Source organism: Denitratisoma oestradiolicum, from assembly GCF_902813185.1.
Lineage (GTDB): Bacteria > Pseudomonadota > Gammaproteobacteria > Burkholderiales > Rhodocyclaceae > Denitratisoma > Denitratisoma oestradiolicum.
The window spans coordinates 2,481,483-2,503,937 of sequence record NZ_LR778301.1 but is presented as its reverse complement, the minus strand read 5'-3'; the positions used below and the strand labels follow the sequence as shown (position 1 = coordinate 2,503,937).

21 protein-coding genes and 2 pseudogenes are annotated in these 22,455 nt (G+C 55.7%); 12 read left to right on the top strand and 11 right to left on the bottom strand.

Going from position 1 to position 22,455, the window contains the following annotated elements; all coding sequences use genetic code 11:
- The first annotated feature begins 51 nt into the window (after positions 1-51).
- The gene (locus DENOEST_RS11365; protein WP_145772403.1) at positions 52-693 is read left to right on the top strand and encodes a DsbA family oxidoreductase; all 642 of its coding nucleotides are present in this window, start codon (positions 52-54) and stop codon (positions 691-693) included.
- A gap of 198 nt (positions 694-891) precedes the next feature.
- On the opposite strand, the pseudogene tnpC reads toward DENOEST_RS11365, so the two are convergent.
- Positions 892-1,917, bottom strand: a pseudogene (gene tnpC, locus DENOEST_RS11360) (IS66 family transposase); the annotation flags it as partial.
- 70 nt (positions 1,918-1,987) lie between these two features.
- Here tnpC and DENOEST_RS11355 point away from each other — a divergent pair.
- Positions 1,988-3,075, top strand: a protein-coding gene (locus DENOEST_RS11355; RefSeq protein WP_145772430.1) for an IS3 family transposase whose coding sequence is annotated in 2 segments (ribosomal slippage) — positions 1,988-2,249 and positions 2,249-3,075 — 1,089 coding nt in all. Because the reading frame shifts where the segments join, the coding sequence is not laid out codon by codon here.
- Between the two features lie 2 nt (positions 3,076-3,077).
- Here the strand turns inward: DENOEST_RS11355 and DENOEST_RS11350 are convergent.
- The 7 genes from DENOEST_RS11350 to DENOEST_RS11320 are packed head-to-tail and all read right to left on the bottom strand — an operon-like array spanning position 3,078 to position 7,667.
- Positions 3,078-3,266 (bottom strand): IS66 family transposase zinc-finger binding domain-containing protein, encoded by a 189-nt coding sequence (locus DENOEST_RS11350; RefSeq protein ID WP_269475907.1) that lies wholly within the window; start codon positions 3,264-3,266, stop codon positions 3,078-3,080.
- Positions 3,267-3,317: 51 nt separating this feature from the next.
- Entirely contained in the window at positions 3,318-4,577 is a 1,260-nt protein-coding gene (locus DENOEST_RS11345; RefSeq protein WP_170228326.1) for an MFS transporter, read from the bottom strand.
- Between the two features lie 43 nt (positions 4,578-4,620).
- The gene (locus DENOEST_RS11340) at positions 4,621-5,220 is read right to left on the bottom strand and encodes a VOC family protein (RefSeq protein WP_145772428.1); all 600 of its coding nucleotides are present in this window, start codon (positions 5,218-5,220) and stop codon (positions 4,621-4,623) included.
- A 40-nt stretch (positions 5,221-5,260) separates the two neighbouring features.
- Positions 5,261-5,680, bottom strand: a complete 420-nt coding sequence (locus DENOEST_RS11335; RefSeq protein ID WP_197970591.1) for an ExbD/TolR family protein — start codon at positions 5,678-5,680, stop codon at positions 5,261-5,263.
- Positions 5,681-5,712: 32 nt separating this feature from the next.
- The gene (locus DENOEST_RS11330) at positions 5,713-6,138 is read right to left on the bottom strand and encodes an ExbD/TolR family protein (protein WP_197970590.1); all 426 of its coding nucleotides are present in this window, start codon (positions 6,136-6,138) and stop codon (positions 5,713-5,715) included.
- Positions 6,139-6,146: 8 nt separating this feature from the next.
- Positions 6,147-6,989 carry a MotA/TolQ/ExbB proton channel family protein gene (locus tag DENOEST_RS11325; RefSeq protein WP_183148243.1) on the bottom strand — a complete coding sequence of 281 codons (843 nt, stop codon included), beginning with the start codon at positions 6,987-6,989 and terminating at the stop codon, positions 6,147-6,149.
- Positions 6,990-7,049: 60 nt separating this feature from the next.
- Positions 7,050-7,667 carry an energy transducer TonB gene (locus tag DENOEST_RS11320; protein ID WP_145772415.1) on the bottom strand — a complete coding sequence of 206 codons (618 nt, stop codon included), beginning with the start codon at positions 7,665-7,667 and terminating at the stop codon, positions 7,050-7,052.
- A gap of 468 nt (positions 7,668-8,135) precedes the next feature.
- On the opposite strand from DENOEST_RS11320, the gene DENOEST_RS11315 reads away from it, so the two are divergent.
- The 6 genes and pseudogenes from DENOEST_RS11315 to DENOEST_RS11290 all read left to right on the top strand — a co-directional run bounded on the left by DENOEST_RS11315 (position 8,136) and on the right by DENOEST_RS11290 (position 16,100).
- Positions 8,136-9,353 (top strand): CaiB/BaiF CoA transferase family protein, encoded by a 1,218-nt coding sequence (locus DENOEST_RS11315; RefSeq protein WP_145771212.1) that lies wholly within the window; start codon positions 8,136-8,138, stop codon positions 9,351-9,353.
- A 16-nt stretch (positions 9,354-9,369) separates the two neighbouring features.
- The gene (locus tag DENOEST_RS11310) at positions 9,370-11,439 is read left to right on the top strand and encodes a hydantoinase/oxoprolinase family protein (protein ID WP_183148242.1); all 2,070 of its coding nucleotides are present in this window, start codon (positions 9,370-9,372) and stop codon (positions 11,437-11,439) included.
- 18 nt (positions 11,440-11,457) lie between these two features.
- Positions 11,458-13,330, top strand: a pseudogene (locus tag DENOEST_RS11305) (hydantoinase B/oxoprolinase family protein).
- Positions 13,331-13,336: 6 nt separating this feature from the next.
- Positions 13,337-14,254 (top strand): hydroxymethylglutaryl-CoA lyase, encoded by a 918-nt coding sequence (locus tag DENOEST_RS11300; RefSeq protein ID WP_145771386.1) that lies wholly within the window; start codon positions 13,337-13,339, stop codon positions 14,252-14,254.
- Positions 14,255-14,266: 12 nt separating this feature from the next.
- On the top strand, positions 14,267-14,875 hold the full coding sequence (locus tag DENOEST_RS11295) for an isochorismatase family protein (RefSeq protein WP_145771385.1): 609 nt from the start codon (positions 14,267-14,269) through the stop codon (positions 14,873-14,875).
- 82 nt (positions 14,876-14,957) lie between these two features.
- On the top strand, positions 14,958-16,100 hold the full coding sequence (locus tag DENOEST_RS11290; protein WP_145771384.1) for a nitrilase-related carbon-nitrogen hydrolase: 1,143 nt from the start codon (positions 14,958-14,960) through the stop codon (positions 16,098-16,100).
- Positions 16,101-16,408: 308 nt separating this feature from the next.
- On the opposite strand, the gene DENOEST_RS11285 is transcribed toward DENOEST_RS11290, so the two are convergent.
- The gene (locus DENOEST_RS11285; protein WP_145771383.1) at positions 16,409-17,917 is read right to left on the bottom strand and encodes an FAD-dependent oxidoreductase; all 1,509 of its coding nucleotides are present in this window, start codon (positions 17,915-17,917) and stop codon (positions 16,409-16,411) included.
- A gap of 93 nt (positions 17,918-18,010) precedes the next feature.
- On the opposite strand from DENOEST_RS11285, the gene DENOEST_RS11280 reads away from it, so the two are divergent.
- From DENOEST_RS11280 to DENOEST_RS11270, 3 genes are all read left to right on the top strand, one after another.
- On the top strand, positions 18,011-18,955 hold the full coding sequence (locus DENOEST_RS11280) for a LysR family transcriptional regulator (protein WP_145771382.1): 945 nt from the start codon (positions 18,011-18,013) through the stop codon (positions 18,953-18,955).
- A gap of 203 nt (positions 18,956-19,158) precedes the next feature.
- On the top strand, positions 19,159-19,521 hold the full coding sequence (locus tag DENOEST_RS11275; protein WP_145771381.1) for a hypothetical protein: 363 nt from the start codon (positions 19,159-19,161) through the stop codon (positions 19,519-19,521).
- A gap of 127 nt (positions 19,522-19,648) precedes the next feature.
- The gene (locus tag DENOEST_RS11270) at positions 19,649-20,605 is read left to right on the top strand and encodes a DUF932 domain-containing protein (protein ID WP_145771380.1); all 957 of its coding nucleotides are present in this window, start codon (positions 19,649-19,651) and stop codon (positions 20,603-20,605) included.
- A 49-nt stretch (positions 20,606-20,654) separates the two neighbouring features.
- On the opposite strand, the gene DENOEST_RS11265 is transcribed toward DENOEST_RS11270, so the two are convergent.
- Both DENOEST_RS11265 and DENOEST_RS11260 read right to left on the bottom strand, forming a co-directional pair.
- A complete protein-coding gene (locus DENOEST_RS11265) occupies positions 20,655-21,032 on the bottom strand; it encodes an HVO_A0114 family putative DNA-binding protein (RefSeq protein WP_145771379.1) in 378 nt (125 codons plus the stop codon).
- Positions 21,029-21,307, bottom strand: coding sequence for a toxin-antitoxin system TumE family protein (locus DENOEST_RS11260; RefSeq protein ID WP_145771378.1), 279 nt, complete (start codon positions 21,305-21,307; stop codon positions 21,029-21,031). Before DENOEST_RS11260 ends, DENOEST_RS11265 begins: the two co-directional genes overlap by 4 nt.
- Positions 21,308-21,431: 124 nt before the next feature.
- Here DENOEST_RS11260 and DENOEST_RS11255 point away from each other — a divergent pair, with 124 nt between their 5' ends.
- Entirely contained in the window at positions 21,432-22,448 is a 1,017-nt protein-coding gene (locus DENOEST_RS11255; RefSeq protein WP_232096495.1) for a YqaJ viral recombinase family nuclease, read from the top strand.
- Positions 22,449-22,455 lie beyond the last annotated feature (7 nt).

The window sequence follows — 22,455 nt, the reverse complement described above, 5'->3', positions numbered from 1 at the left end:
CGGCGCATTTATAGCTCTAACGGCACGTTTCGATAAGGATAATTTGCTTCCATGCCAACCCTGACAGTGGAAATTGTCTCTGATTTCACTTGCCCCTGGTGCTATATCGGACTGCATCGCTTCAACGATGCGATTGCGACCCTTCGTCAAGAATTGTCGGGAGTCGAGGTGATCAAGCAATGGAGACCTTATTTCCTTAACCCCGATGTGCCGGAGGACACAATCCCATATCTCCCCTTTTTAAGCAATAAATTCGGCGGTATGGAACGTTTGAAATCGGTGTTTTCAGTAGTCAGGGAGGCCGGCGCTGAATTCGATATTCAATTCCAGTTTGAAAAAATCCAGTTCATCACCAAGACACTGCATGCACATCGGCTGGTGCACTGGGCACAACAGCAGGTGGATGCTTCGCAGCTGGTGGAAAGAATTTATTTAGGTCACTTTCATCACGGGGAAAATATCAGCGACATTAATGTTTTAGCCGATATCGCTGGTCTCTGCGGATATGACAGAGAGGCCGCCAGTCTTTACCTCGCTTCAAAGCTTGATATTGATCTAGTGAGGACGAAAGCTCATGAGTCGGGGGCCTGGGGCGTGCGATCTGTGCCCACATTTGTCCTGGAAAGAAAGCTCGCCATTCTCGGTGCGCAGGACTCAACTGCTTTTGTCGATGCCGTTAAATCGCTGATATGAATCGCCTCGGCTTTCTTGCCACTTTAATCATTAGCTTGTTGCTTCGCCCCCCTTTTAGACTACAGACTTCTGGGAGGCACAGCTTCTGATGGCATGAATGTTTCCCGATGTGCTGCATTACACTTGGCTAAGAGGTAAGCGCTCAATTGACACCGTCCTTGACGGTGACGAAATGGTGGTTAGGTGAAGCTGTCTAAATCAGGGGGTTGGGTTCGCGAGGCGCCAAGGTAGCAAGGCCTCGAAGTCGTCGGCAGATTGTGCGGTGGGCAGTTTGCGGAAGAGACTGGCCAGATAGGCGTAGGGATCGATGCGGTTGGCCTTGCAGGTTTCGATCAGGGAGTAGAGATTGGCGCTGGCGTTGGCGCCGCCGCCGGTGTCGCTGAACAGCCAGTTACGCCGACCGACCACGAAGGGGCGGATAGCGTTCTCGCAGAGGTTGTTGTCGATCGGCCAGGCACTGTTGTCGACATAGCGGATCAGCTTCGGCCATTGGGCTGACAGGTAATGCAGGGCCTTGCCCAGCAGACTGCCGGGTATCACGCTGTGGAGATGTTCGAGCAATAGCTGCTCGATCTTCGCCAGGATCGGTTTGCTATGCGCCTGCCGCAGCGCAAGCCGCTGCTTCGGCGCGAGGTCACGCGCCAGGGCCTCGATGGCATAAAGTTCGCCGATCGCGGTGATGAACCGGGTTGCCAACTGCTCTGGACTTCTGGCTGCCTTCGGAATGACGGCCTCTGCCTCAACGAAGTAACGCCGGCAATGGGCCCAGCAACCCAGGTGGGTCAAGCCATTGGCCTGGGCAATGCCGCCATAGACCTCGTACCCGTCAGTCATCAGTGCAGCGCCAGATTTAATCCCCGCATAGAGCTTGGCTCCATGGGTCCCTCCTCTTCCGGGGGCATAACCGAACAGCCGGATTGGCGGCCCTGTGCCACTGGCCTGCGCCCACAGATAGCTCTGGGTCTGTGCCGCCCGCCCCGGTTCCTTGAGTACCTGCACCACCGTCTCGTCGCCATGCACCAGATCGGCATCAAACAGATGGTCACGCAGCAGGTTGATAATCGGCTGTATCGCCTGTCCGACCTTGACGATGCTCCCCGCCAAGGTGTTGCGCGACAGGTCGCCGCCGAAGCGGCTCAGGAGTGCCGCCTGCCGGTAGAGCGGCAAGGCATCCATGTATTTCGAGGTGACCACCCAGGCCAGTGCCGACTCCGTTAGCAGCCCCTTGGGGGGTAATCCCCCCGTAAATTAAGGGCAGGTGGAAGTAGAATTTTCTCGAAAGGGGAAGTTTTGCATGAAGAAGTCGAAATTTACGGATAGCCAGATCATGGAGGCGCTCAAGCGGGCGGAATCAGGGCTGGCGGTGCCGGAGATCTGTCGTGACCTGGGAATCAGTTCGGCGACGTTCTACAAGTGGCGGGCGAAGTACGGCGGGATGGATACGTCGATGATTGCGCGCATGAAGGAGCTGGAACTGGAGAACGCGCGGCTCAAGAAGATGTACGCCGAGGAGCGCCTCAAGGCCGAGATCCTCAAGGAGGCGATGGCAAAAAAGTGGTGAGGCCATCCCGCCGGCGCGAGATGGCCAAACAAGCGGTCCAGGATAGGCAGACATCGATTCGCCTGGCCTGCGAGATCTTCAGCATTAGCGAGACGTGCTATCGGTACGAGGCCAAGCATTGCGCCGAGAACGAGGAGATCGCGGACTGGCTGGTGCGGCTGACAAGCAATCAGCGCAACTGGGGCTTTGGTCTGTGCTATCTGTACCTACGCAACGTCAAGGGCTACCGCTGGAATCACAAACGGGTCTATCGGATTTACCGGGAGTTGGAACTGAACCTGCGGATCAAACCCAAAAAACGTCTGCAAAGGGAGAGGCCGGAACCGCTCGTGGTGCCTGCGGCCATCAACGCTGTCTGGTCGATGGATTTCATGCATGATCAGCTGGCGGATGGCCGGAACTTCCGGTTGTTCAATGTCATTGACGACTTCAACCGGGAAGCCCTGGGCATGGAGATCGACTTCTCGCTGCCATCAGCCCGGATTATCCGGGCGCTGGAACAGATCATCGAATGGCGCGGACGCCCTGCTGTCATTCGGTGCGATAACGGCCCGGAGAACATCAGCGGGCTGATCCAGGCCTGGGCAGATAGACACGCGATCCGATTGGATTACATCCAACCCGGCAAGCCGCAACAGAACGCCTATGTCGAGCGCTTCAATCGCACCGTGCGCTACGAATGGCTGTCGCAGTACTACTGGGAAGACCTGGATGAGGTCAGGCTGTTCGCCACCCAGTGGATGGACCACTACAATCACCACCGCCCACACATGGCCTTGGGCGGCTTCACTCCAAAACAGCGGTTGGCCATGGCCGCGTGACTCTACTTCCGCTCGCCCCTAGAAATGGGGAGATTACCGGGGATGATCCGTGCTGGCGCCGGGGTGACCTTGATCCCCTCGTCGCAACATGGGCAGGCGTATTTCACCCGCTGATGCTGGATGACGCGCACCTGCTGCGGAATGATGTCGAGCTGCTCGCTGATCTCGATATCGATCTCCACCAGATCCACTCCGCATAGTTCTGAAAAAAACAAAGCGCATCGACGAATAACAGGACCGATTCAACGCCTATGGGAAATGCGTCCAACTTCCTTTCGTACGAAGAATGACGCCATGAGAGCAAGGGAAAGGAGTAGGCTCAATACATAGAATGGAATGTGATAACTACCATAGCGATCAAATAAAATTCCTGTAAGCCAAATTCCGAGACCACCGCCGATGGAGTCCAGCATTGTGATGGTCCCTAAGATTTTTCCTGCATCAGTAACGCCAAAATTATTGACCGCCTGGAGTTGAATCATTGTATAGAGTCCTCCCCAGCCAAAGCCAGTGACTACGATACCGATCCAAATTAGATCCCTGTTGAATGTGGCGAGTGTCAGTATGCCGATAAGCATTACCGTGACATTCGCGATAAAAACTTTTTTGGGATTGATTAGGTCAGAGATGAAACCGAAGAAAAACTTGCTAGTTAGCCCGAGTCCGAACAATATAGAGAGGCCACTACCCGCGGTTTTTGGATCAAATCCGATGTCACGGAGGTGCAGAAAAAGATGCGAGGCCATTGCAAGGATGGAGTAGAAAGTGGTCATTGCAACGAATGCGAGTGCCCAGAAACTTCGCGTCCGAAGTGCATCACGATAGCGCACGTCATTTGCGTTATTGGTGGTTTTTGACGTAGCCGATTGGGTGTCTTCTGCACCTAGGGGTTTTAATCCACGTTCTTCAGGACGTCGGACGATTATGTAAGCCGCGGCGAACAGTAATAGTGCTGCGGCGGCCAGCATTTGGAAGCCACCGCGCCAGCCACCGCTGTCGATGAGGGCCAGCACGATCGGTGGGAATATGACGCCCCCGAGACTGCTCCCAACAAGGGCAATGCCGATTGCGCGCCCCCGGTACTTTACGAACCACTGGGATACCAGAATTACGGAGACGTTTAGGCCGGCGCAGACCAGTACCAGGCCAAAACCGGCATGAATGAAATACATGTGAATATTGCTTTCGATAAGCCCGTACCCGTAATAGAGGCCAGCAAATAGCAAACTCCCGGCCAGTATCAGTCGTCGGACACCAAAGCGGTCAATTAGGGCACCCGCGAATGGTGCTAATAGTCCGGCTGTACCCAATGTGATTAGATCACGCAGTTTGAGTTGGCCCCGGCTCCAGCCGAATTCTCTAAGCAGGGATTCGTCGAAGGCGGTGATACCGGTAGTGGTCAGACCGTTGGTGACCAACAGAATCGACATGGCTAAGAATGCAACTAGCCAAGGATAGATTGCGTTCAGGGTCAAGCGTTGAGCGTACAGGGATCGGTTCATTTTGTCACTTTCGTCAAGACGGACAGCGGGACGCATTGAGTCGTTACGGCTTGTTGTTTTCGTTGCCCGAGGCCTGGGTTCCAGCCGGTGCCCCAAGCAACTTGTTAACTTCAATAAAGAAGCCGTCGGGATCGTAGATTGCGCTGAACAACACCGGGATTGAAGTGCCTCCGGGAGAGGGATATTCGATACGAGTTGGTGGTGTTTCAACAGTCACGCCAGGTGTAGAGCGGACTCTTTCAAAACGCTCTTCAAGGTCACTAGCGTTGATAACCACGATGGGATTACCGGCCCGGGGTTTTCTTAATTCGGGTGGGGGACTGGTGTGATCGTCAAGGCGCTGCATCAGACCTAACAGACCTACATAGTTGTCATTGGCTCGCAACAGCACCAATCGAATGGTTGGAGGAATGTTGCTGCCAAGGGAGTCACCGATTTGCTGGTCATAGACGACCTTCATTCCCAAAGCATCCCTATATAGAGGCAGTGACTTGTCTATATCTCGCACCAGTAGGGTAGTGCGACGGACATCCACGGGAATCCGTTGATCCGTCTCCACCGGGGCGGCGGTGGCTGTGATGGCGACAAGGCTGCACCAAAGTCCGCTGAGCAAAACTATGGACTGGACAAATTTATTTTTCACATTTCCTCCTGGTTATTATTGACGTGTCACTGAGGCGGAACTACATGAATTGCTCGCCACCGACGATGCCGATTTTGGTCACGCCTAAACGCTGTGCACTGGCAAGCACCATGGCCACGACCTTGTACTTTGCGCCACGGTCGGGGCGTAGATGGACTTCAGGGACTTCCGGCTCGGCAAGGATTTGCTGGAAGCGTGTTTGCAGCAATGCTTTGTCGGGAATCACTTCGTCATTCCAGTGGATCACGCCTTCTGCATCGATGTTCAACTTCACAACAACAGGCGGCTTGTCCGATTTTGGCGGGCTATTGACCGGCATGTTGATCTTCACCGCATGTGTCTGAATCGGGATGGTGATGATCAGCATGATGAGGAGCACCAGCATCACGTCGATGAGGGGCGTGGTGTTGATGTCCACCACCACGTCCAAATCCTTCGAACTGCTGGAACCGACGTTCATTCCCATAGTCTGCGAGTTCCTTTCGGGGAAAATCAGCCGCCTTGATTGACCGGCTCGGTAATGAAGCCAATCTTCACGATGCCGGCTCGCTGACAGGCCACCACCACCTTGCCCACCCCTTCGTAGTCACCAAACTGGTCGCCGCGGATATGGACCTCGGGCTGAGGCACCATCACCGAGACTTCCTTGAGCCGGGAGAGCAACTCGTCATTGCTGACCCGGGTGGTGTTCCAGTAGATGTTGGCATTGCTGTCGACGGCGATCACCACGTTTTCCGGTTTGGTCTGCGTTGCGATGTTGCGTTCGTTCGGCAGCTGCACCTGGATGGACTGGGTCACAACCGGGATGGTGATCAGGAAGATGATCAGCAGCACCAGCATCACATCCACCAACGGGGTGGTGTTGATAGCCGACACCACCTCGTCTTCGTCACTCCCCTCCGCGGGACCGACGTTCATGGCCATTATCAGGCACCCTTCTTGGACTTGTTGCCGCCGCTGATCAGCACCATGTGCAGGTCGGCACCGAAGGTCTTGACCAAGTCCATGGCGATCTTGTTGCGACGGACCAGCCAGTTGTAGCCCAGCACGGCGGGCACGGCCACGGCCAGACCGATGGCGGTCATGATCAGCGCTTCACCCACGGGGCCGGCCACCTTGTCGATGGAGGCCTGGCCGGCGATGCCGATGGCGGTCAGGGCATGATAGATGCCCCACACGGTACCGAACAAGCCAACGAAGGGGGCCGTGGAACCCACGGTGGCGAGGAAGGCCAGGCCACCCTGCATGCGGTTGGCCACGCCTTCCACGGCGCGCTGGATCGACATCGTCACCCATTCGTTGAGGTCGATCTGTTCGACCATGGTGCCTTCGTGGTGCGTCGCCGCCTTGACGCCGTTTTCCGCAATGAAGCGGAACGCGGAGTCATCGGCCATTTCACTGAGACCCGACTGGACCGAACCGGCCCGCCAGAAGGCTTCGTTGGCGGCCTTGCCCTGCTTCAGCAGCTTGGCCTGCTCAATGTACTTGGCGATGCCAATGTACCAGGTCCCCATGGACATGATGACCAGGGTGATCAGCACGGTCTTGGCCACGAAGTCACCCTGCATCCAGAGGGCTTCCAGGCCATAGGGGTTATCCACGGTGGCCTTTTCCGTCACGGCGGCGGGTGCGGCCGGTTCGGCAGCAGCGGCGGGGGCGGCGGCAGCGGGCGTCTCTTCGGCGTGGGCCGCTTGGGACATCAACAGGGGGGTGGCAGTAGCGCTGGCGATCAGCACGGCCGCGATGAATGCAGTGAACCGGTTAGTCATGGGCAAGTCTCCTCCGACTGAATAAACAAACTACAAAATGTATATCTAGAAAGTGCCCCGTTAGTTCTGGAGCTTGAAGGTGTATTTCATTTTTGCCCAGGCCTGCTCGGGTCTGCCATCGACAGAGCCAGGCTTGAACTGACAACGACCTAGAGCATCGAGCGCTGCTTTGTCGAGGCGCTCAAAACCACTGGTTCCCTCCACCTTGCCTTGAACCACGCGACCGTCGACGTCGATCAGGAAGTTCAATACAACCGTACCTTCTTCCTCCAGTCGCTTGGATGCGGCAGGGTATTCCGGTTTGGTACAGGAACTGGCGCTGACGACTGGCGGGACACGCACGCTGGCGACCGGGGGCGGGGGCGCCTCCTGCTTGGTCGCGACCGTGATGGTCGGCCCCGAGGACACCGTTGCCGCGGGCAAGGCGACTTCAGGCATGGGAACCTGCGGCGGCGGGGGCGGGGGCGGAAGATTCTTCGGCGGCGGGGGGGGCGGTTTGTCGGGGGGCGGCTTCTTCGCGTCCTCGATAATGTTGACGTCAAACGGGTCGCGAATCACGTCAACCACGGCCCGATGCAGGCCCGTGAGCAATGCATACCCAATGCCGATATGAAGCAGAACAACCAAGCCGATGCTCGTCATCCTCCTCGATGCGTTTTTCTGGGGCTGAAAATACATCCCTTCTCCTCGTGCTCATCGATATTGCGAAACATAGGCTGAATTCAATTTACCTAACAGCAATAAGCAGGCCAGAGATCCATTTAAGGCGTTCAGTTACGCTCAAGGTGATGTGTATTTGGAATATTGCGACTATTGTCCTTTGCTAGTGGGTGGCGATATGACCACGGCTCAGCCGTGGTGGGTTTGCCACATACGCTGAAACTTCCTTTACGAAGAATTGATGACAGACGGGATAGATGTCTTTAAGGGTTCTGTGCACGTAAAACTGTTTTGAAGATTGCGCACATTCGGGATGTTTCATGAGTGTTTCAACTGCACATTACGGTGTGCCATTTGAACAAAAAGATATATGTCAAAATAGTATTAAATAAAAAATGTATATTAATCAGTCTCTTGTGGCGTTAGTGTAGCTGGCCTATCTCTTGCTATGTCTGATGTAACTGAAGTTATGGTGTGGAGAAGTTGATGGGAGAAAAGAAGGGGAAGGGTGCGTTGTCCGGGGTAGTGATCCTGGATCTGACGCACATGCTGTCAGGGCCCTATGGGGCGATGATATTGACGGATCTGGGTGCGAGGACGATCAAGGTTGAGCCACCCGGGAGTGGAGAAGGTACGCGCCAGTTGCTGGCGGAAAGCGAGGCCTATTCGAGGCAGGGAATGGGTGCGTACTACCTGACACTCAATCGCGGCAAGGAAAGCATCTGTGTTGATCTGAAGAGCGAAGCGGGTCGGGAGGTGTTCTACGAATTGGTGAAGCATGCTGACATCGTTCTGGACAACTTCAGCGTAGGCGTAACCGAGCGGCTGAAGATTGACCATGCCACGCTCTCGGCGATCAATCCCCGAATCATCACCTGCTCGGTGTCGGGTTTTGGGGAGACAGGTCCTGGAATTCACCGGCCGGCTTTTGACCAGGTGGTGCAGGGCATGGGTGGTGGTATGTCCATCACCGGCTATCCCGGGGGCGAACCGTTGCGCTCCGGGATTCCCATTGGAGACCTGGGTGGTGGCGTATTCGGGGTTGTCGGCATCTTGGCCGCCCTTGTGTCCCGGGGGCAGACGGGTATCGGTCAGCACGTGGATATCTCCATGCTGGACGTACAGATTTCCTTGCTGAACTACATGGCGACCATGTACCTGTTGTCTGGGGATACGCCCGAACCGATGGGCAACGGACATTTTGTGCACGTGCCCTACAACAGCTACAAGACTCAGGATGGCTATCTGATCATCGCGTGTATTGGCGATGCCTTTTACGAGAAGTTTACCGGCGTGATTACGCGGGAAGAGCTGAGGCAAGAGAAATACCGCAAGCAGCCGGGGCGGTATGCGGAGAAGGCCAAGATCGACGCCATTGTGCAAGAAGAGTTGGCGCAGAACACCACGGAGTACTGGCTGGAGAAATTCAGAGAGGCACGGATTCCCTGTGCGCCGGTCAATGATTTTGCCCACGCGCTCAACGACCCCCAGGTGTTGGCACGCAACATGGTGGTGGATGTGCAACTGCAAAGCGGAGAAACCATCCAGTTACCCGGGAATCCGGTGAAGCTGTCGGAATCGGTGGATGGCAGCTTCAGCGCGCCGCCACTGTTGGGGGAGCACACGACAGCAGTGCTGAAGGAATTGCTAGGTTATGAGTCATCTCGCCTCGAAGCGTTGCGGCGAGACGGCGTCATTCAATAAGGGGGAGAGGCGAGACATGGTAGACAAGCATTATCGACTGGGTGTGGATGTGGGCGGCACATTCACCGACCTACTACTCATCGACGAGCGGACAGGCAAGACCTACTCGGCCAAAGTTCCCTCGACGCCCGGGGACCAATCCCAGGGGATCCTGAACGGCATCAATCGGCTGTGCGAACAGAACGACATTGATCCGGCGGGGATCAACCATGTCATGCACGGTACCACGGTAGCCACCAACACCGTGCTGACGGGCTCTGGGGCGCAGGTGGGGCTGGTGACCACCGAAGGCTATCGTCAAGTACTGCAGATGGCTCGCTCCTTCGTGCCTGGTGGTCTGGGTGGCTGGGTGACTTACAACAAGCGTCCCCTGATGGCCCCCCTGGAGAACACCATCGAAGCCGATGAACGCATGGGGGCCAGGGGCGAGATAGTTCGGCCACTGAACGAGGACCGGCTGCGGCAGGATCTGCAGAGTCTCAGGAACAAGGGAATCGAAGCCCTGACCGTATGTCTGATCAACGCCTACGCCAACGGTGCCCATGAGCGACGCATCAAGGAAATTGCTCATGAGGAATTGCCTGGAATCATCGTTTCCATCTCCAGCGACGTAATGCCGGAGATGTACGAGTACGAACGCACCGAGACCACCGTGGTGAACTCCTACGTGCGTCCGGAAGTAGCGCGCTACATGCAGAACCTGCACCGGGAACTGGATCGTAAGATGCCAGGCGTCAAACTCCATGTGCTGCGCTCGGACGGCGGCTTGGCCTCGGTGGACGCTGCCATCGACGCACCTGTAAATCTGCTGATGAGCGGCCCGGCGGGGGGCGTCACTGGTGCGTTGTGGACTGCTCGCCAGTCGGGGTTCAAAGACCTGCTGACCTTCGACATGGGGGGAACCTCTACCGACGTGGCCCTGATCCAGAATGGTGTAGCCCAGACACGACGGGAGACTCGGGTCAGCGATGTGACCGTAAGAGCGCCGTCCATCGATGTGCGTACCGTGGGAGCCGGCGGTGGCTCCATTGCCTATGTGCCGGAACTGACCAAAGCCTTGCGGGTGGGACCGCAAAGTGCGGGCGCCGTACCGGGGCCGGCCGCCTATATGAAGGGTGGTGACAAGCCTACGGTGACTGACGCCAATGTCGTTCTGGGTTACCTGCCCGCCAACTCCCGGCTGGGAGGGGACATGAAAATCGACCGCACGGCAGCCCAACGAGCGCTGAGTTCCATTGCCGACGCCCTGGGCAAGAGCATCGAGGATGCGGCGGAGGGGGTGATCAACATCGTCAATGAGAACATGTTCGGCGCCCTGCGACTGGTATCCATCGAGCAGGGCTACGACCCGCGGGACTTTGCGCTAGTGGCCTTCGGTGGTGCCGGGCCGCTCCATGCCAATGCGCTGGGGCGGCTGACCGGGGCTTGGCCAGTGATCATTCCGCCCGCGCCCGGCGTGTTGTGTGCCTATGGCGATGCCACCACCCGGCTGAGAAACGAAGCCTCGCGCACCTTCATTCGTCGTTGCAGCGAAACCAGCGATGCGGAAGTGCTGGCGCTGCTGACCGAGTTGAAGGAAACGGCGTCAGGAACCCTGGATGCCGAAGGGGTGCCCCGCAAGGAACAGGAAGTGGAATATCAGATCGACCTGCGCTACCACGGCCAGGGGATGCGTCTGACGCTCAGCACTAGCCCGGAGGAGTTTGCCCGAAGCGGACTGGCGGGAGTGGAAGCCCGTTTCGATGAGCTGCATACCCAGCTGTACACCTTTGCTCTGGAGGCGCCCCATGAGCTGGTGAATCTGCGTGCCGTGGTGCTAGGCCGGGAGCCCGTGGTGGAAGCCGAGGCCTTGGCGACGGGTAATGCGGACGCCAGTGCGGCGCGGATTGAGGAAACGCGGATCTATGCCGACGGGGCGTGGCATTCGGGCCATATCTATGATCGGAACAAACTCAAGAGCGGCAATGCGGTGGCCGGTCCGGCGATCGTCGCCCAGATGGATACGACGACCCTGATTCTGCCGGGCTACACAGGTACGGTGGACCGGGTAGGCAACATCCTGATCCGTCCCAACGGCGGTCAATAACAAACGAGGAGTAGAGGCATGGTTGCCAAGATCATTCAGGCCAATCCGGCGCCCTTCAAGCAGGTCGAGCTGGACTCGATTACCCTGGACATCATCGAGAACGCCCTGCGCAATGCCCGGGCGGAGATGGATGCCGTCCTATTCCGAACGGCCATGTCGCCGGGGATTCGGGAACAGCATGATGCCTTCCCGATGATTGCCCACTGCGATGGCCGGATGGTGGTGGGCCAGTTCGGCTCCTTCATTCACGGCTTTGTTTCCGGTTACGAAGGAACCATCGAGGAAGGGGACGTGTTCCTGACCAACGACCCATACTCCTGCAACGGAGCGGTGAGTCATCTGAATGACTGGCTGATGTTGATGCCGATCTTCCAGAACGGTCGGCTGGTGAGTTGGGCGGCAATGTTCGGTCACATGACCGACATTGGTGGAAAAGTGCCCGGGAGTCTGCCTACGGATGCGACCCAGATCTTCGAAGAGGGCATTCAAGTGCCACCGGTGAAGATCTTCAAGCGAGGCGAATTGAATCGAGAAATTCTGGATCTGCTGGTGCGGAACTCCCGCATGCCGGAGTGGAACCGGGCGGACTTCAATGCCCTGGTGGCAGCACTGAGACTGGCTGAACGCCGCGTCCATGAAATTATTGACCGATTCGGCGTCGATGAATACATTGCGGCAATGACGGAAATGCTGGACCGGAACAAGCGGGCGATGAACGCCATTATCAAGATGGTGATACCGGAACAGCGCCAGTCCTTTGAGGACTACATCGACGATGACGGACTGGGCATGGGGCCCTACAAGGTCAAGTGCAGCATGTGGCGGGAAGGGGAGAAGGCCATCTTCGACTTTGAGGGGACGGATCCCCAGTCGATCAGTTCGGTGAACTTTCTGTTGAACGAAGAGATGTTCAAGATGTTCCTGGGCTCCCTGTTCATCAACTTGTTCGATCCCCAGATTCTGTTCAACGATGGTTTCTATGAACTGATCGAGGTACGCATCCCCGATGGCTCGATCCTGAAGCCGAAGCGTCCGGCGGCCCTGTCGTGCCGTACCCATCTGCTGGGACGGATCTTCGACATCATGGGTGGGCTGCTGGGCCAGGGGGCGCCAGAGGCGTTGAATGCGGCAGGCTTCTCGGATAGTCCCCACCTGATGTACTCGGGCTACAACAGCAAGGGTGAGTGGTACCAGCTGTTCCAAATCGGCTTTGGCGGCATCCCGGACGCCCGGTGGGGATGGACCGGATGGTCATTCCCTGTGGCCGTCATTCACCAATGTGCCGAACGAGTTCCTGGAGGCCTACTTCCCGCTACGGATCGAGCGCTACGCCTCCATTGAGGATTCCGGAGGGGCGGGAAAGCACCGGGGGGGGAACGGGGTCCATATTGCCTATCGTTTCCTGGAGCCTGGAGAAATCTCGATTCATGATGACCGCTGGCTGACCTACCCGTGGGGTGTCAATGGGGGTGAGCCCGGAAGTCGCAGCACCAAGGAGCTGGAGCGTACCGATGGCAGCAGGCAGTGGATACCGTCCAAGTGCGATCGGGTGAAGGTGCAGGCCGGGGATGTATTGCACTTCAACACCTGGGGCGGCGGCGGATGGGGCGATCCGTTGCAGCGGGCAGCGGAACAGGTGGCGCTGGATGCCGCACGGGGTCTGGTGAGCCCGGCCGGCGCTCGGCGCTATGGAGTGGTGCTGAACGAGGATCTCTCGGTCAATGGCGAAGAAACCGCCTATCTGCGCAAGAAACTCTCCGCCGAACGGGATGAACCTCTGCCGCTCTTCAATCGCGGCGGAACCCTCGAGCAGATCATGGCCCGTTGCAAACAAGACACATCCTTCGACCCGCCTACTCAGCCTCGGTTTAAGCAAAGTATCGCCGGATAAGAAATCATGGAAGACAGGATTTACATCAACGAAGTGGCCCCCCGGGATGGACTGCAAAACCAACCGGTTCTGGTGTCACTGGAGGGAAAGCTGGCTCTGATTCAAAGCCTTTGTGCAGCTGGCGTTCGTTCTATCGAGGCTACAAGTTTTGTATCGCCAAAGGCAGTGCCTCAGCTGGCTGATGCCGCCGAGCTGTTTGCCCGGTTGGATCAAACTCACGGTGTGGCCTATTCCGCGCTGGTGCCAAACCAGAAGGGCTTGGAGCGAGCCCATCAGGCCGGCGCCAGGGAAATTGCGGTGGTGTTGTCAGCCACGGAGACCATGAACTTGCGCAACATCAACATGAGTTTGACTCAGGCGCTGACAGTCTGCCAGGAAACCATAGGGCTGGCCAAAGCCTTAGGAAAAAGGACCAAGGCCTATCTTGCGGTGGCCTTCGAGTGTCCCTTTGAGGGTGTGGTGGATAGCGCCACCGTAATCCGCCTGGCGGAGGCCTTGCACTCGGCCGGTGCAGACGAGATTGTGATTGCCGATACTATTGGCGCGGCGGGGCCGACAGGAGTTCGGGCACTGCTGACGCCTCTGTTGGCTAATTATGGTCGCACCGCTTTGTCGGTCCATTTTCATGACACTCGGGGAATGGCCGTGGCCAACGCCTGGGCAGCGCTGGAGTGCGGTCTGCGGAAGTTTGATAGCAGTGTCGGCGGCCTCGGAGGGTGTCCCTTTGCCCCTGGTGCGGCGGGAAATCTGGCCACAGAGGATTTGGTTCTATTGGCAGAACAGTCGGGGCTGGTCAGTGGTATCGATTTGGTGAAGCTTCTGGATACTGTTGTCCTCGCTGAATCCCTGGTGCAGCGGCCGCTGGGTGGACGCAGCTACCGCTGGCTGACCAGCGGTAAGTACAAACCGGCATCGATGCGTTAAGTAGGAATCCCAATGACGACACTGCAACAGAATCGTACTGGGCTGGGCAGCTACCCGGCCTTGCTGATCATAGATGCTACTTATGGCTTTGCCTCGCCGGACTCTCCATGCGGCATCGACGCAAGCCTGGAACTAAGCCATATCGCCCGATTGCTTGATGCCTTTCGTCAACGAGGGTTGCCGGTGGCCTATTCGGTAAATGCCTATCGCAGGGATACTGAGGCCTCGGTGTTCAGGGAAAAACTGCCGGCGCTGAATTTCCTGGCCGACGGAAGTCGATGGTGTGAAATCCATCCAGCAGTCTCGCCCTTGAGTACCGAGATTGTGCTGCGAAAGACGGTGCCCAGCATCTTTTTTGATACCGATCTACGCCAGCGTTTGAAGGATCTGAACGTTGATTCAGTGGTCGTCTGCGGCTTTTCTACGAGCGGCTGCGTCAGGGCCAGTGCGGTGGATGCCCTGCAATGCAATTTCCGTGTGGTCGTTGCCGCCGATGCCTGCGGCGACCGTGACCAGGAAGCTCATCAGTACAACCTGCGGGATATCGACCTGAAAACAGGCGATGTGATGGATACCAAAGCGGTATTGGAATTACTACAGAAATATCCATTCTGTGTGTGAGACGTGAATCGATCCGGCTTTCGGTGCAAGGAAAACTGTTTCTGGTGGCGGCTAAACATGTCCAAACAAGTAGGGAGGAACAATGAAATCACGTCGTGAGTTTATCAAGAGCATGACGCTGGGCGCGGCAGGTGTAATGGCGACTGAAGGCTCAGCCTTGGGCGCCGAAAGCCAGAAGCCCTCTTCTTTGTCGGTACGCACGGATGGCGGTTATGAAAGCGTACCGCTGGCTAAGTCAGAGGTCACTCTTGGTGTTGTTCAGGCAAGGGTTCGTTCGTTTAACGTGGCCAACCGAGGCATGATCAAGGAGAATCTAAAACATTTTTTAGAGCTGATCGATAAGGCTTTCTATTACGGCCCGAGACCGGACATTTTGTTCTTTCATGAATTCCCCATCACTGGATGGAATACATGGAGTCGAAAGGAGATTCTTAGTTTTGCCTTAGAACTACCTGGGGAGGAAACGGAAGAAATCTCAAAAAAAGCACGCGAATATGGTTGTTATATAGTCTTTGGGACTTATGCAAAGGACAAAGACTGGCCAGGGCACGTACTTAGCATTACGACAATTATCAATCCTAAAGGCGAAATTGTTGGTAAGCACTGGAAAGCCAGAAATATAAAGGGAGTTTTTCAGGGCTTTGAGTTGTTCACCACGTCGATTTATGACGTTTTGGATCGTTATGTGGAAATGTATGGGATCGACGAAGTTATCCCTGTTACACGTACCCCCTACGGTAACATTTCTACAACCTCTACTCAGTTAGAGCCTGAATTGATTCGTGCCATGGCTATCAAAGGTGCCGAAATTGTTCTGCGTACGGCGACAGGCGGGTTCACACCATTGGATATCCAGGCATCAGCCCTATACAACTCTGTGTATGTTGCATTGGCAAACAATGCATATTCACCAGAAAACCCTGGATTTTTTGATGATGCTGGATCTGGAGCGGGTGGATCCGTCATCTATGGGCCTGATGGTAAGCCAATCGCAACAACTGATTCAAAATTCGAAACAATGATTACAGGGCGAATCCCTATTGCCGCTTTTAGACAACGACACAGGCAACCTATTGTTCATTCAGAACTCTATATGCCGGTATTTAGTAAATATCGGAGCAATTATCCCCCAAATCTTTTTGAAAGCTATCAGCCAGATGATTTGAAAGACTCTGGGAAATATTTGGCTGGTAAATCCAGGTGGAGTGGGAAGTCTAATCTGTAGGCAGCAGATGCTTTATAGTCTGCTGAAATTGATTCAGGAGCTTTTAGAGATTGGATCGCCGTGCAAGAGATGCCATGCACGGCGATTCAGTTATTTACTTTTGAGGTTTTGATCGAGAAAACAGCACTGGCAAAATCCTTGGGTTCATAACCAGAAAAATTAACTTTCGTAATTCCTCAGGTGATAGCCGTGTTTCACATGGCATCATTCCCGCGACGCCAATCATTACTAAGTTGCCATCTTGTCGTTTGGCTTTGTCAATCCTGACATCGAGTTTCATGGCTGGAGTTGATACTCTCATCATGCCCTCACTTATCCCATGGTACGAGGCTAACAGCGCCTGCACCAGCTGCTCTACCTGAAATCATCGCCTCCGTTAGATAAGAGCCATTCTGATAGAGATTGGAAAACATGGATCCCAATTCGCCAGCTTCATAAAGTCGGGGAATCGGTTTTCCATCGTGATCTAATACCTCGGAGTCAATATTGCGTCGTGCTCCGCCACCGGTGCAAACAATTGCTGGAACAATCTCAATGGCATGGAAAGGCCCATGCTGAATGGGCTGTAATGTACCTGGATTGCGATCAAATTCTTCATCAATTCCACGCTCACATGATGCGTTGTATCGATTCACGGTGTCAATTACTACCGAGGGATCACGCCCCAGCTTGGTGGCAAGTTCTTCGATGGTATTTGCGCTGACAATCCAGCCTTTGGCCATTTCCTTGGTGTTGTCATCGCTCCATTCATAGTTCTCGACGGCGGTGTTCCAAGTCATTACAGATGTAACAAGGTTGTTATTAGCACGCGTAATGTCATCAAAAATCATATGCATTGTGCCGACTCGATGGTGAGGGGTGTCTATCCATTCGCCTCGTACTTTTTCCTTGTAATGCGTGAGCTGGAGCTCTGCAGTTTCATTGACGAAGCGACGTCCATCACCCGCAATATCGATCCAACTGAAGGTTTGGAAGAAAAGTTGTCTTAGGAATACAGTGGTATGGCCTGGGAATGTAAAGCCAGGCCAGATCCCGCCAGACTGCCCCTGATTTCGCAGGTGCCACATATCGGCACCGGCCTTTTGGAGAATCTTGATGCCATCACCTGTATTTCCTGGTGTTCCCAGCGGGAACGCCTTTGACAGTCCGAAGTAGTTCCTTTGCATGTCAAGATTATTCTCAAAGCCGCCGGTACACATTACTGTGCTCCGTTTGGCTTTGATATTCAGGCGTTGCCCATTCTTTTCGACCACCACCCCGAAAACCTCTAAAGTATCAGGGTCTTGGATCAGGTCAATCAGCTTGGTCTCGAAACTGGTACGTATATTCCGCTTATCAACATTGGCTTTAAAGGCCAACCAAACCCCACTCGGCAATGGCAGAATAGTTGCGGTATGCGCCACCGCTTCAGCAGCGCCAAATTCAGGGAATTCCAAGACCGCAGCCCTATCGGTAAAACCTGTACCATGCAAGTATTCCGCGCCGGCCTCATGTGCCCGGGCTTGAATCCATGGCTCCAAATTGACCATGCGATCAGCCCATTGTTCGAGCATATCGTCAGGAATTGGGTTGGGGCGGCTCATTGCTTTTTGGTATTCAATCAATGCGTTTGCATTCTTTGAAATGAGCAATGATTGCCCGGAAGCACGACTATTTCCGCCAGCGTAGCGTTCCGGCATTTTCTCAATGATGAGGATGTCCATGCCAGGGTCGCGGTCCCTGGCTTCAATCGCTGCACAGGCCCCCGCCAAACCATACCCCGCTATAACGAGGTCTGCGGAATCGTCCCATTTTTGAATAGATTGAATACTTGCCATCAGGTATCTCCTCAGTTATGTTGAGCCCCGAGTATCGTTGTACGTCGCGTGCTCTTACCAACAAGGCAACCTTTCAAACCACAACGCCAAATTGTGAGCCCCGTTACCAAGCTAAATTCCGGTGCCATCGAGTTTCGCCAACTACGATGCTTTGTTGTCGTGGTTGAGTCAGGTAACTTCTCGCGCGGGGCCGCAAGACTCGGCATTTCACAGCAAGCGGTCAGCCAGTTGATTCGCAGCCTGGAGTCCGCAGTTGGTGCTCGAATTCTCGAACGTGGCGCACGGAAAGTTATTCCAACTCCCCTTGGCAGACTGATGCTGCGACATGCCCGGACAATCGTTGAAGAAGTCTCCCAACTCGAGTTGGCGTTAGCACAGGAGTTGTCTTCAGATCACTACAAAATCAAACTGGGGGCGGGGCCAACAGCCTCGATTCAACTCGTATCGGAAACTTTGCTGTCGATGAAGCGGAATTCCGTTTCCCTGAGTGTCGACGTCATTTCCGCAGTACATCACACAGCGATTGAAGCCTTGCTGCGAGGTGATTTAGATATTTTTGTCGGACTCGATAATGGGGAGGCCCCAGATCAAGGGCTGGTCCGTCACGTTCTTGGCATGGAAACATATTGCGTCATTGCAGGATCTCACCATGATTTCTCGAAACGACAGGGGATTTCACTGAGAGAGCTTGCTGTGAGTTCATGGGTACTCGGACATCACTTGGGTACTGTGCAAGATGAGTGGCGCACAGCTTTTATTGAGAATGGTTTTGATGTTCCATCGGTTGAAATTACTACCTCATCGCTTGAATTTTGCAAAACAATGCTGTTTTCCAATCCCTATCTGACAATTCTCCCAGTTCAGCTTGTTGAGAATGAGCTCGAAAATGAAATGCTGAGGTGTATTGATTCCAGCATCTATCAGTGGCAACGTCCAATCGCGCTGCTTCACTGCCCTAAAGCGCTAGATAATTTGGCGGTGAGTCTGTTAATCGACGGGTTACGACAATCTGCAAAAAAAATTTACTCAAGTTGCTGAGGGATGCCGCCCTGGCGACCGGATCTCAAGCACCTCAATTGGGTTGAAGGACAGTCACATATCCCCCTCTTGAGTCGGGCATGGATAGCCCAATTCCTGGCTCACCTCTGAAACACCCCTAGTTTTCTCATTTCCTCACTGGCCTGCCCTCACCGGCAGGCCTTTTGCTGTTCACTTCCCCATCCACCAAAAGGAGTCCATTCATGTACGAAATCATCGAGGCATCTGAAGAACCCTCACGTCCTCAATATTGCCCCAACTGCTCTTCACCCCAGGTCGTCCCGCGCAACATCGCCCGTAACGTGGGCGGTCTGGTGGGCAGTACCGGGGGTGCCGTCAGCGGTGTCGCCGGAGCCGTTAGCGGCGCAGAAGTTGGCGGCACCGTCGGCATAGTTGCTGGCCCGGTCGGCATTGCCCTGGGCAGCCTCGCCGGGGCCATCCTGGGCGGCCTGATCGGTGCAGCCACGGGTGGTATCGCTGGCGCCAAGCTGGGTGAAATGATCGACAACAAGGTGCTGGACAACTACCAGTGCCTCCATTGCGGTTTCACCTTCAGTGATCACTGACGCCCTGATCCTCCCGCGATTCCCCCACGGTTCCTGCCGAACCTCCCTGTAATCCCCCTGACTTGACCCTCTGCTGGACGTTCTCAGCGGCCTCGTCACGTCTATCCCATCTGAAAGGAAATCTCCCATGGCACACGAAGTCGAATCCATGGCCTACGTCCAGGCCACACCCTGGCATGGTCTGGGCAATCATCTGGCCCCCAAGCAACCCCTGAACGTCTGGCTCAAGCAAGCCGGCATGGACTGGCATATCCATGACACCGAGGTGCTCTACTCCGTTTCTGGCGGAGATGGTCTCCATCTCAAGAGTAACCCCGAAACCCGCGTTCTGTTCCGCAGTGACACCCATGCACCGCTCTCCGTCGTCTCCAACCGCTACAAGGTGGTCCAACCCGCTGAAGTCCTGGAGTTCTACCGGGATTTGGTCTCTGCGGGTGGTTTTGAACTGGAAACGGCTGGGGTGCTCAAGGGCGGTAAGAAACTCTGGGCACTGGCCCGCACCGGCCAGGAGACCGTCCTCAAGGGCGGAGACAAGGTCAAAGCCTATCTCCTCCTGGCTACCAGTTGTGACGGCACTCTAGCCACGACCGCCCAATTCACCTCGGTTCGAGTGGTCTGCAACAACACCCTGCAAATGGCCGTAGGGGAGTGTTCTGGCGCCATCAAGGTGCCTCACTCGACCACTTTCGACCCTGTGGCTGTGAAGCGGGAGCTTGGCCTGGGGCTGTCCTCCTGGGACACGTTCATGGATGCCATCAAGGCCCTGTCTGAACGGAAGGTACACAAATTCGAAGCCATGAACTTCCTGGTCAATGTCCTGGGCGATCCTGCCTTACCCCTGGGAGAGCAGCCCAACCAGAAAGGATTGCAACTGGTGCAGAACCTCTACGAGGGCAACGGGATCGGCAGCGACTTGGCGTCAGCCTCTGGCACGGCCTGGGGCCTGGTCAATGCTGTCACGGAGTATGTGGATCATCGTCGCCGATCCCGAAGTCAGGATAGCCGGCTGGACTCTGCCTGGTTCGGCGTCGGGGCCAGTCTCAAGGACAAGGCCCTGCGGGAAGCGATGAAATTGGCGGCGTAGGTGAGAATGGACCTACCCCACCCGGTTAGGGATGGGGCAGGTCCTCTCCTCAGGCTGCCCGTCCCTCGGGCAAGCGGACATCCACGACGATTTCCGAGTACGGCGCAACGATCCGGCCTTGCTCATCTTTCTCGATGGCTTGCCATTCCAGGAGCTTCTCGACATCGCCATGGACGTTCTTGTAGTCCCGCTGGATTCGACGGGCCAATTCGGCAATGGTCATAGGGCCACCGGCTCGAAGGGCCGCCAGCAGGTCCCAGCGTTTAGGGGTAAAGATCGAGAAGAGTTGCCCGACGCTGGAGAACCCCACACCGAAATAGGGCGTAGCAGTTTCCCCTCGCTCCAAGGCACTCATCGTCTCAGCCGCTCGTGCCAGGGTGGATTCCAGGGGCTCACCCACTTTGAGATTCAAGATGCGTTCGCTCATTGCTCCACTCCTTTCACATCGGCCATGAAGTCCGCCATCAATTGCTGGGGGCTGACAAACCCATAGGGAAGCTCGGTATCTCCCAGGTGCTTGTGATCCCCTTTGCCTCGTTCGTTGTCATAGCCCACGACCCACTTTCCATTGACGACATAGACCAGCCGGTACTTGTAGGGATGCTCAGAAGGAGGGACGGGCGTCGGGACTTGCCAAATCACGATCTCGACAATGCCCTTGCCGTGGGACTGCTTCACCCGAAACACTTCTTTTGCCTTCATATGGCTTATTACACCATAAGCCATCTATGGTGTATAGAACCATAGATTCCGTTTGGCAACATCGCCACTTCAATCGCCCGGCTGAACTTCGGTTCGCCGGGCTTTTTTATGTCAGGAGACCTGTATGAGCACGATGCCTTTGCCCCAGCAGTCGAAATCGACTGCTCGGCTTCAATCCCAACGCCCAGCCCTCCAGCTGGTTTCCACCAAGCGTCTCGACCGAGTTCAGTGGCTGGCGATACGCAAGCAAGGCATCGGTAGTTCCGATGCTGCCGCTGCGGTGGGCCTTAATCCCTACTATTCCCCCCTGGAACTGTGGATGGTCAAGACCGGCCGGGATCAGGCCTTGCCCCAGGTCGATCCGAACGATGACAGCAGCCCCCTGTACTGGGGCACCTTGCTGGAAGCGGTGGTAGCCAGTCACTACAGCAAGCGCACCGGCAACAAGGTCCGACGTATCAATGCTGTCCTGCGTCACCCGGAACTGCCCTGGATGCTGGCCAATATTGACCGGGAAGTGGTCGGTTCCGATGAGGTTTCCCTCCTGGAGTGCAAAACCGCCGGGATGAACGGGGCCAAGCTGTGGCGGGAGGGAGTGCCGGAGTACGTCCAGCTTCAAGTCCAGCATCAGTTGGCGGTGACCGGCAAGGCGGCTGCGGATGTGGCCGTCCTGATCTGCGGTCAGGAACTGAGAATTCATCGGATCGACCGGGATCAAGGCCTGATCGATTCCCTGATCCGACTGGAAGCCGCGTTCTGGCACTTCGTGGAAACCGATACCCCACCGCCGGCCGATGGCAGTGAATCGGCGGAACTGGCCTTGCGCTGCCTTTACCCCCAGGACTTGGGCACGACTCTGGATTTCACGCAGGATCGGACCTTGTCGGCCACCTTTGCTGATTGGATCAATGTCCGAGCCACCCTGGCCGAGCAGGAGAAGGTCGAGGCCCAACTCAAGCAAACCCTCCAGCAAGCCATGGGGGATGCCAGTCGTGCCGTATTCGAAACCGGCGAAGTGAGCTGGAAAAAGAGCAAGGACGGGACGACTATTGACCTTCCTAGGCTACTCCAGGATCACCCGGCACTGGCCACCCAGTACCGCATCTCCAAGCCGGGCAGTCGCCGCTTCATCGTTCTGTAGTTCCAAC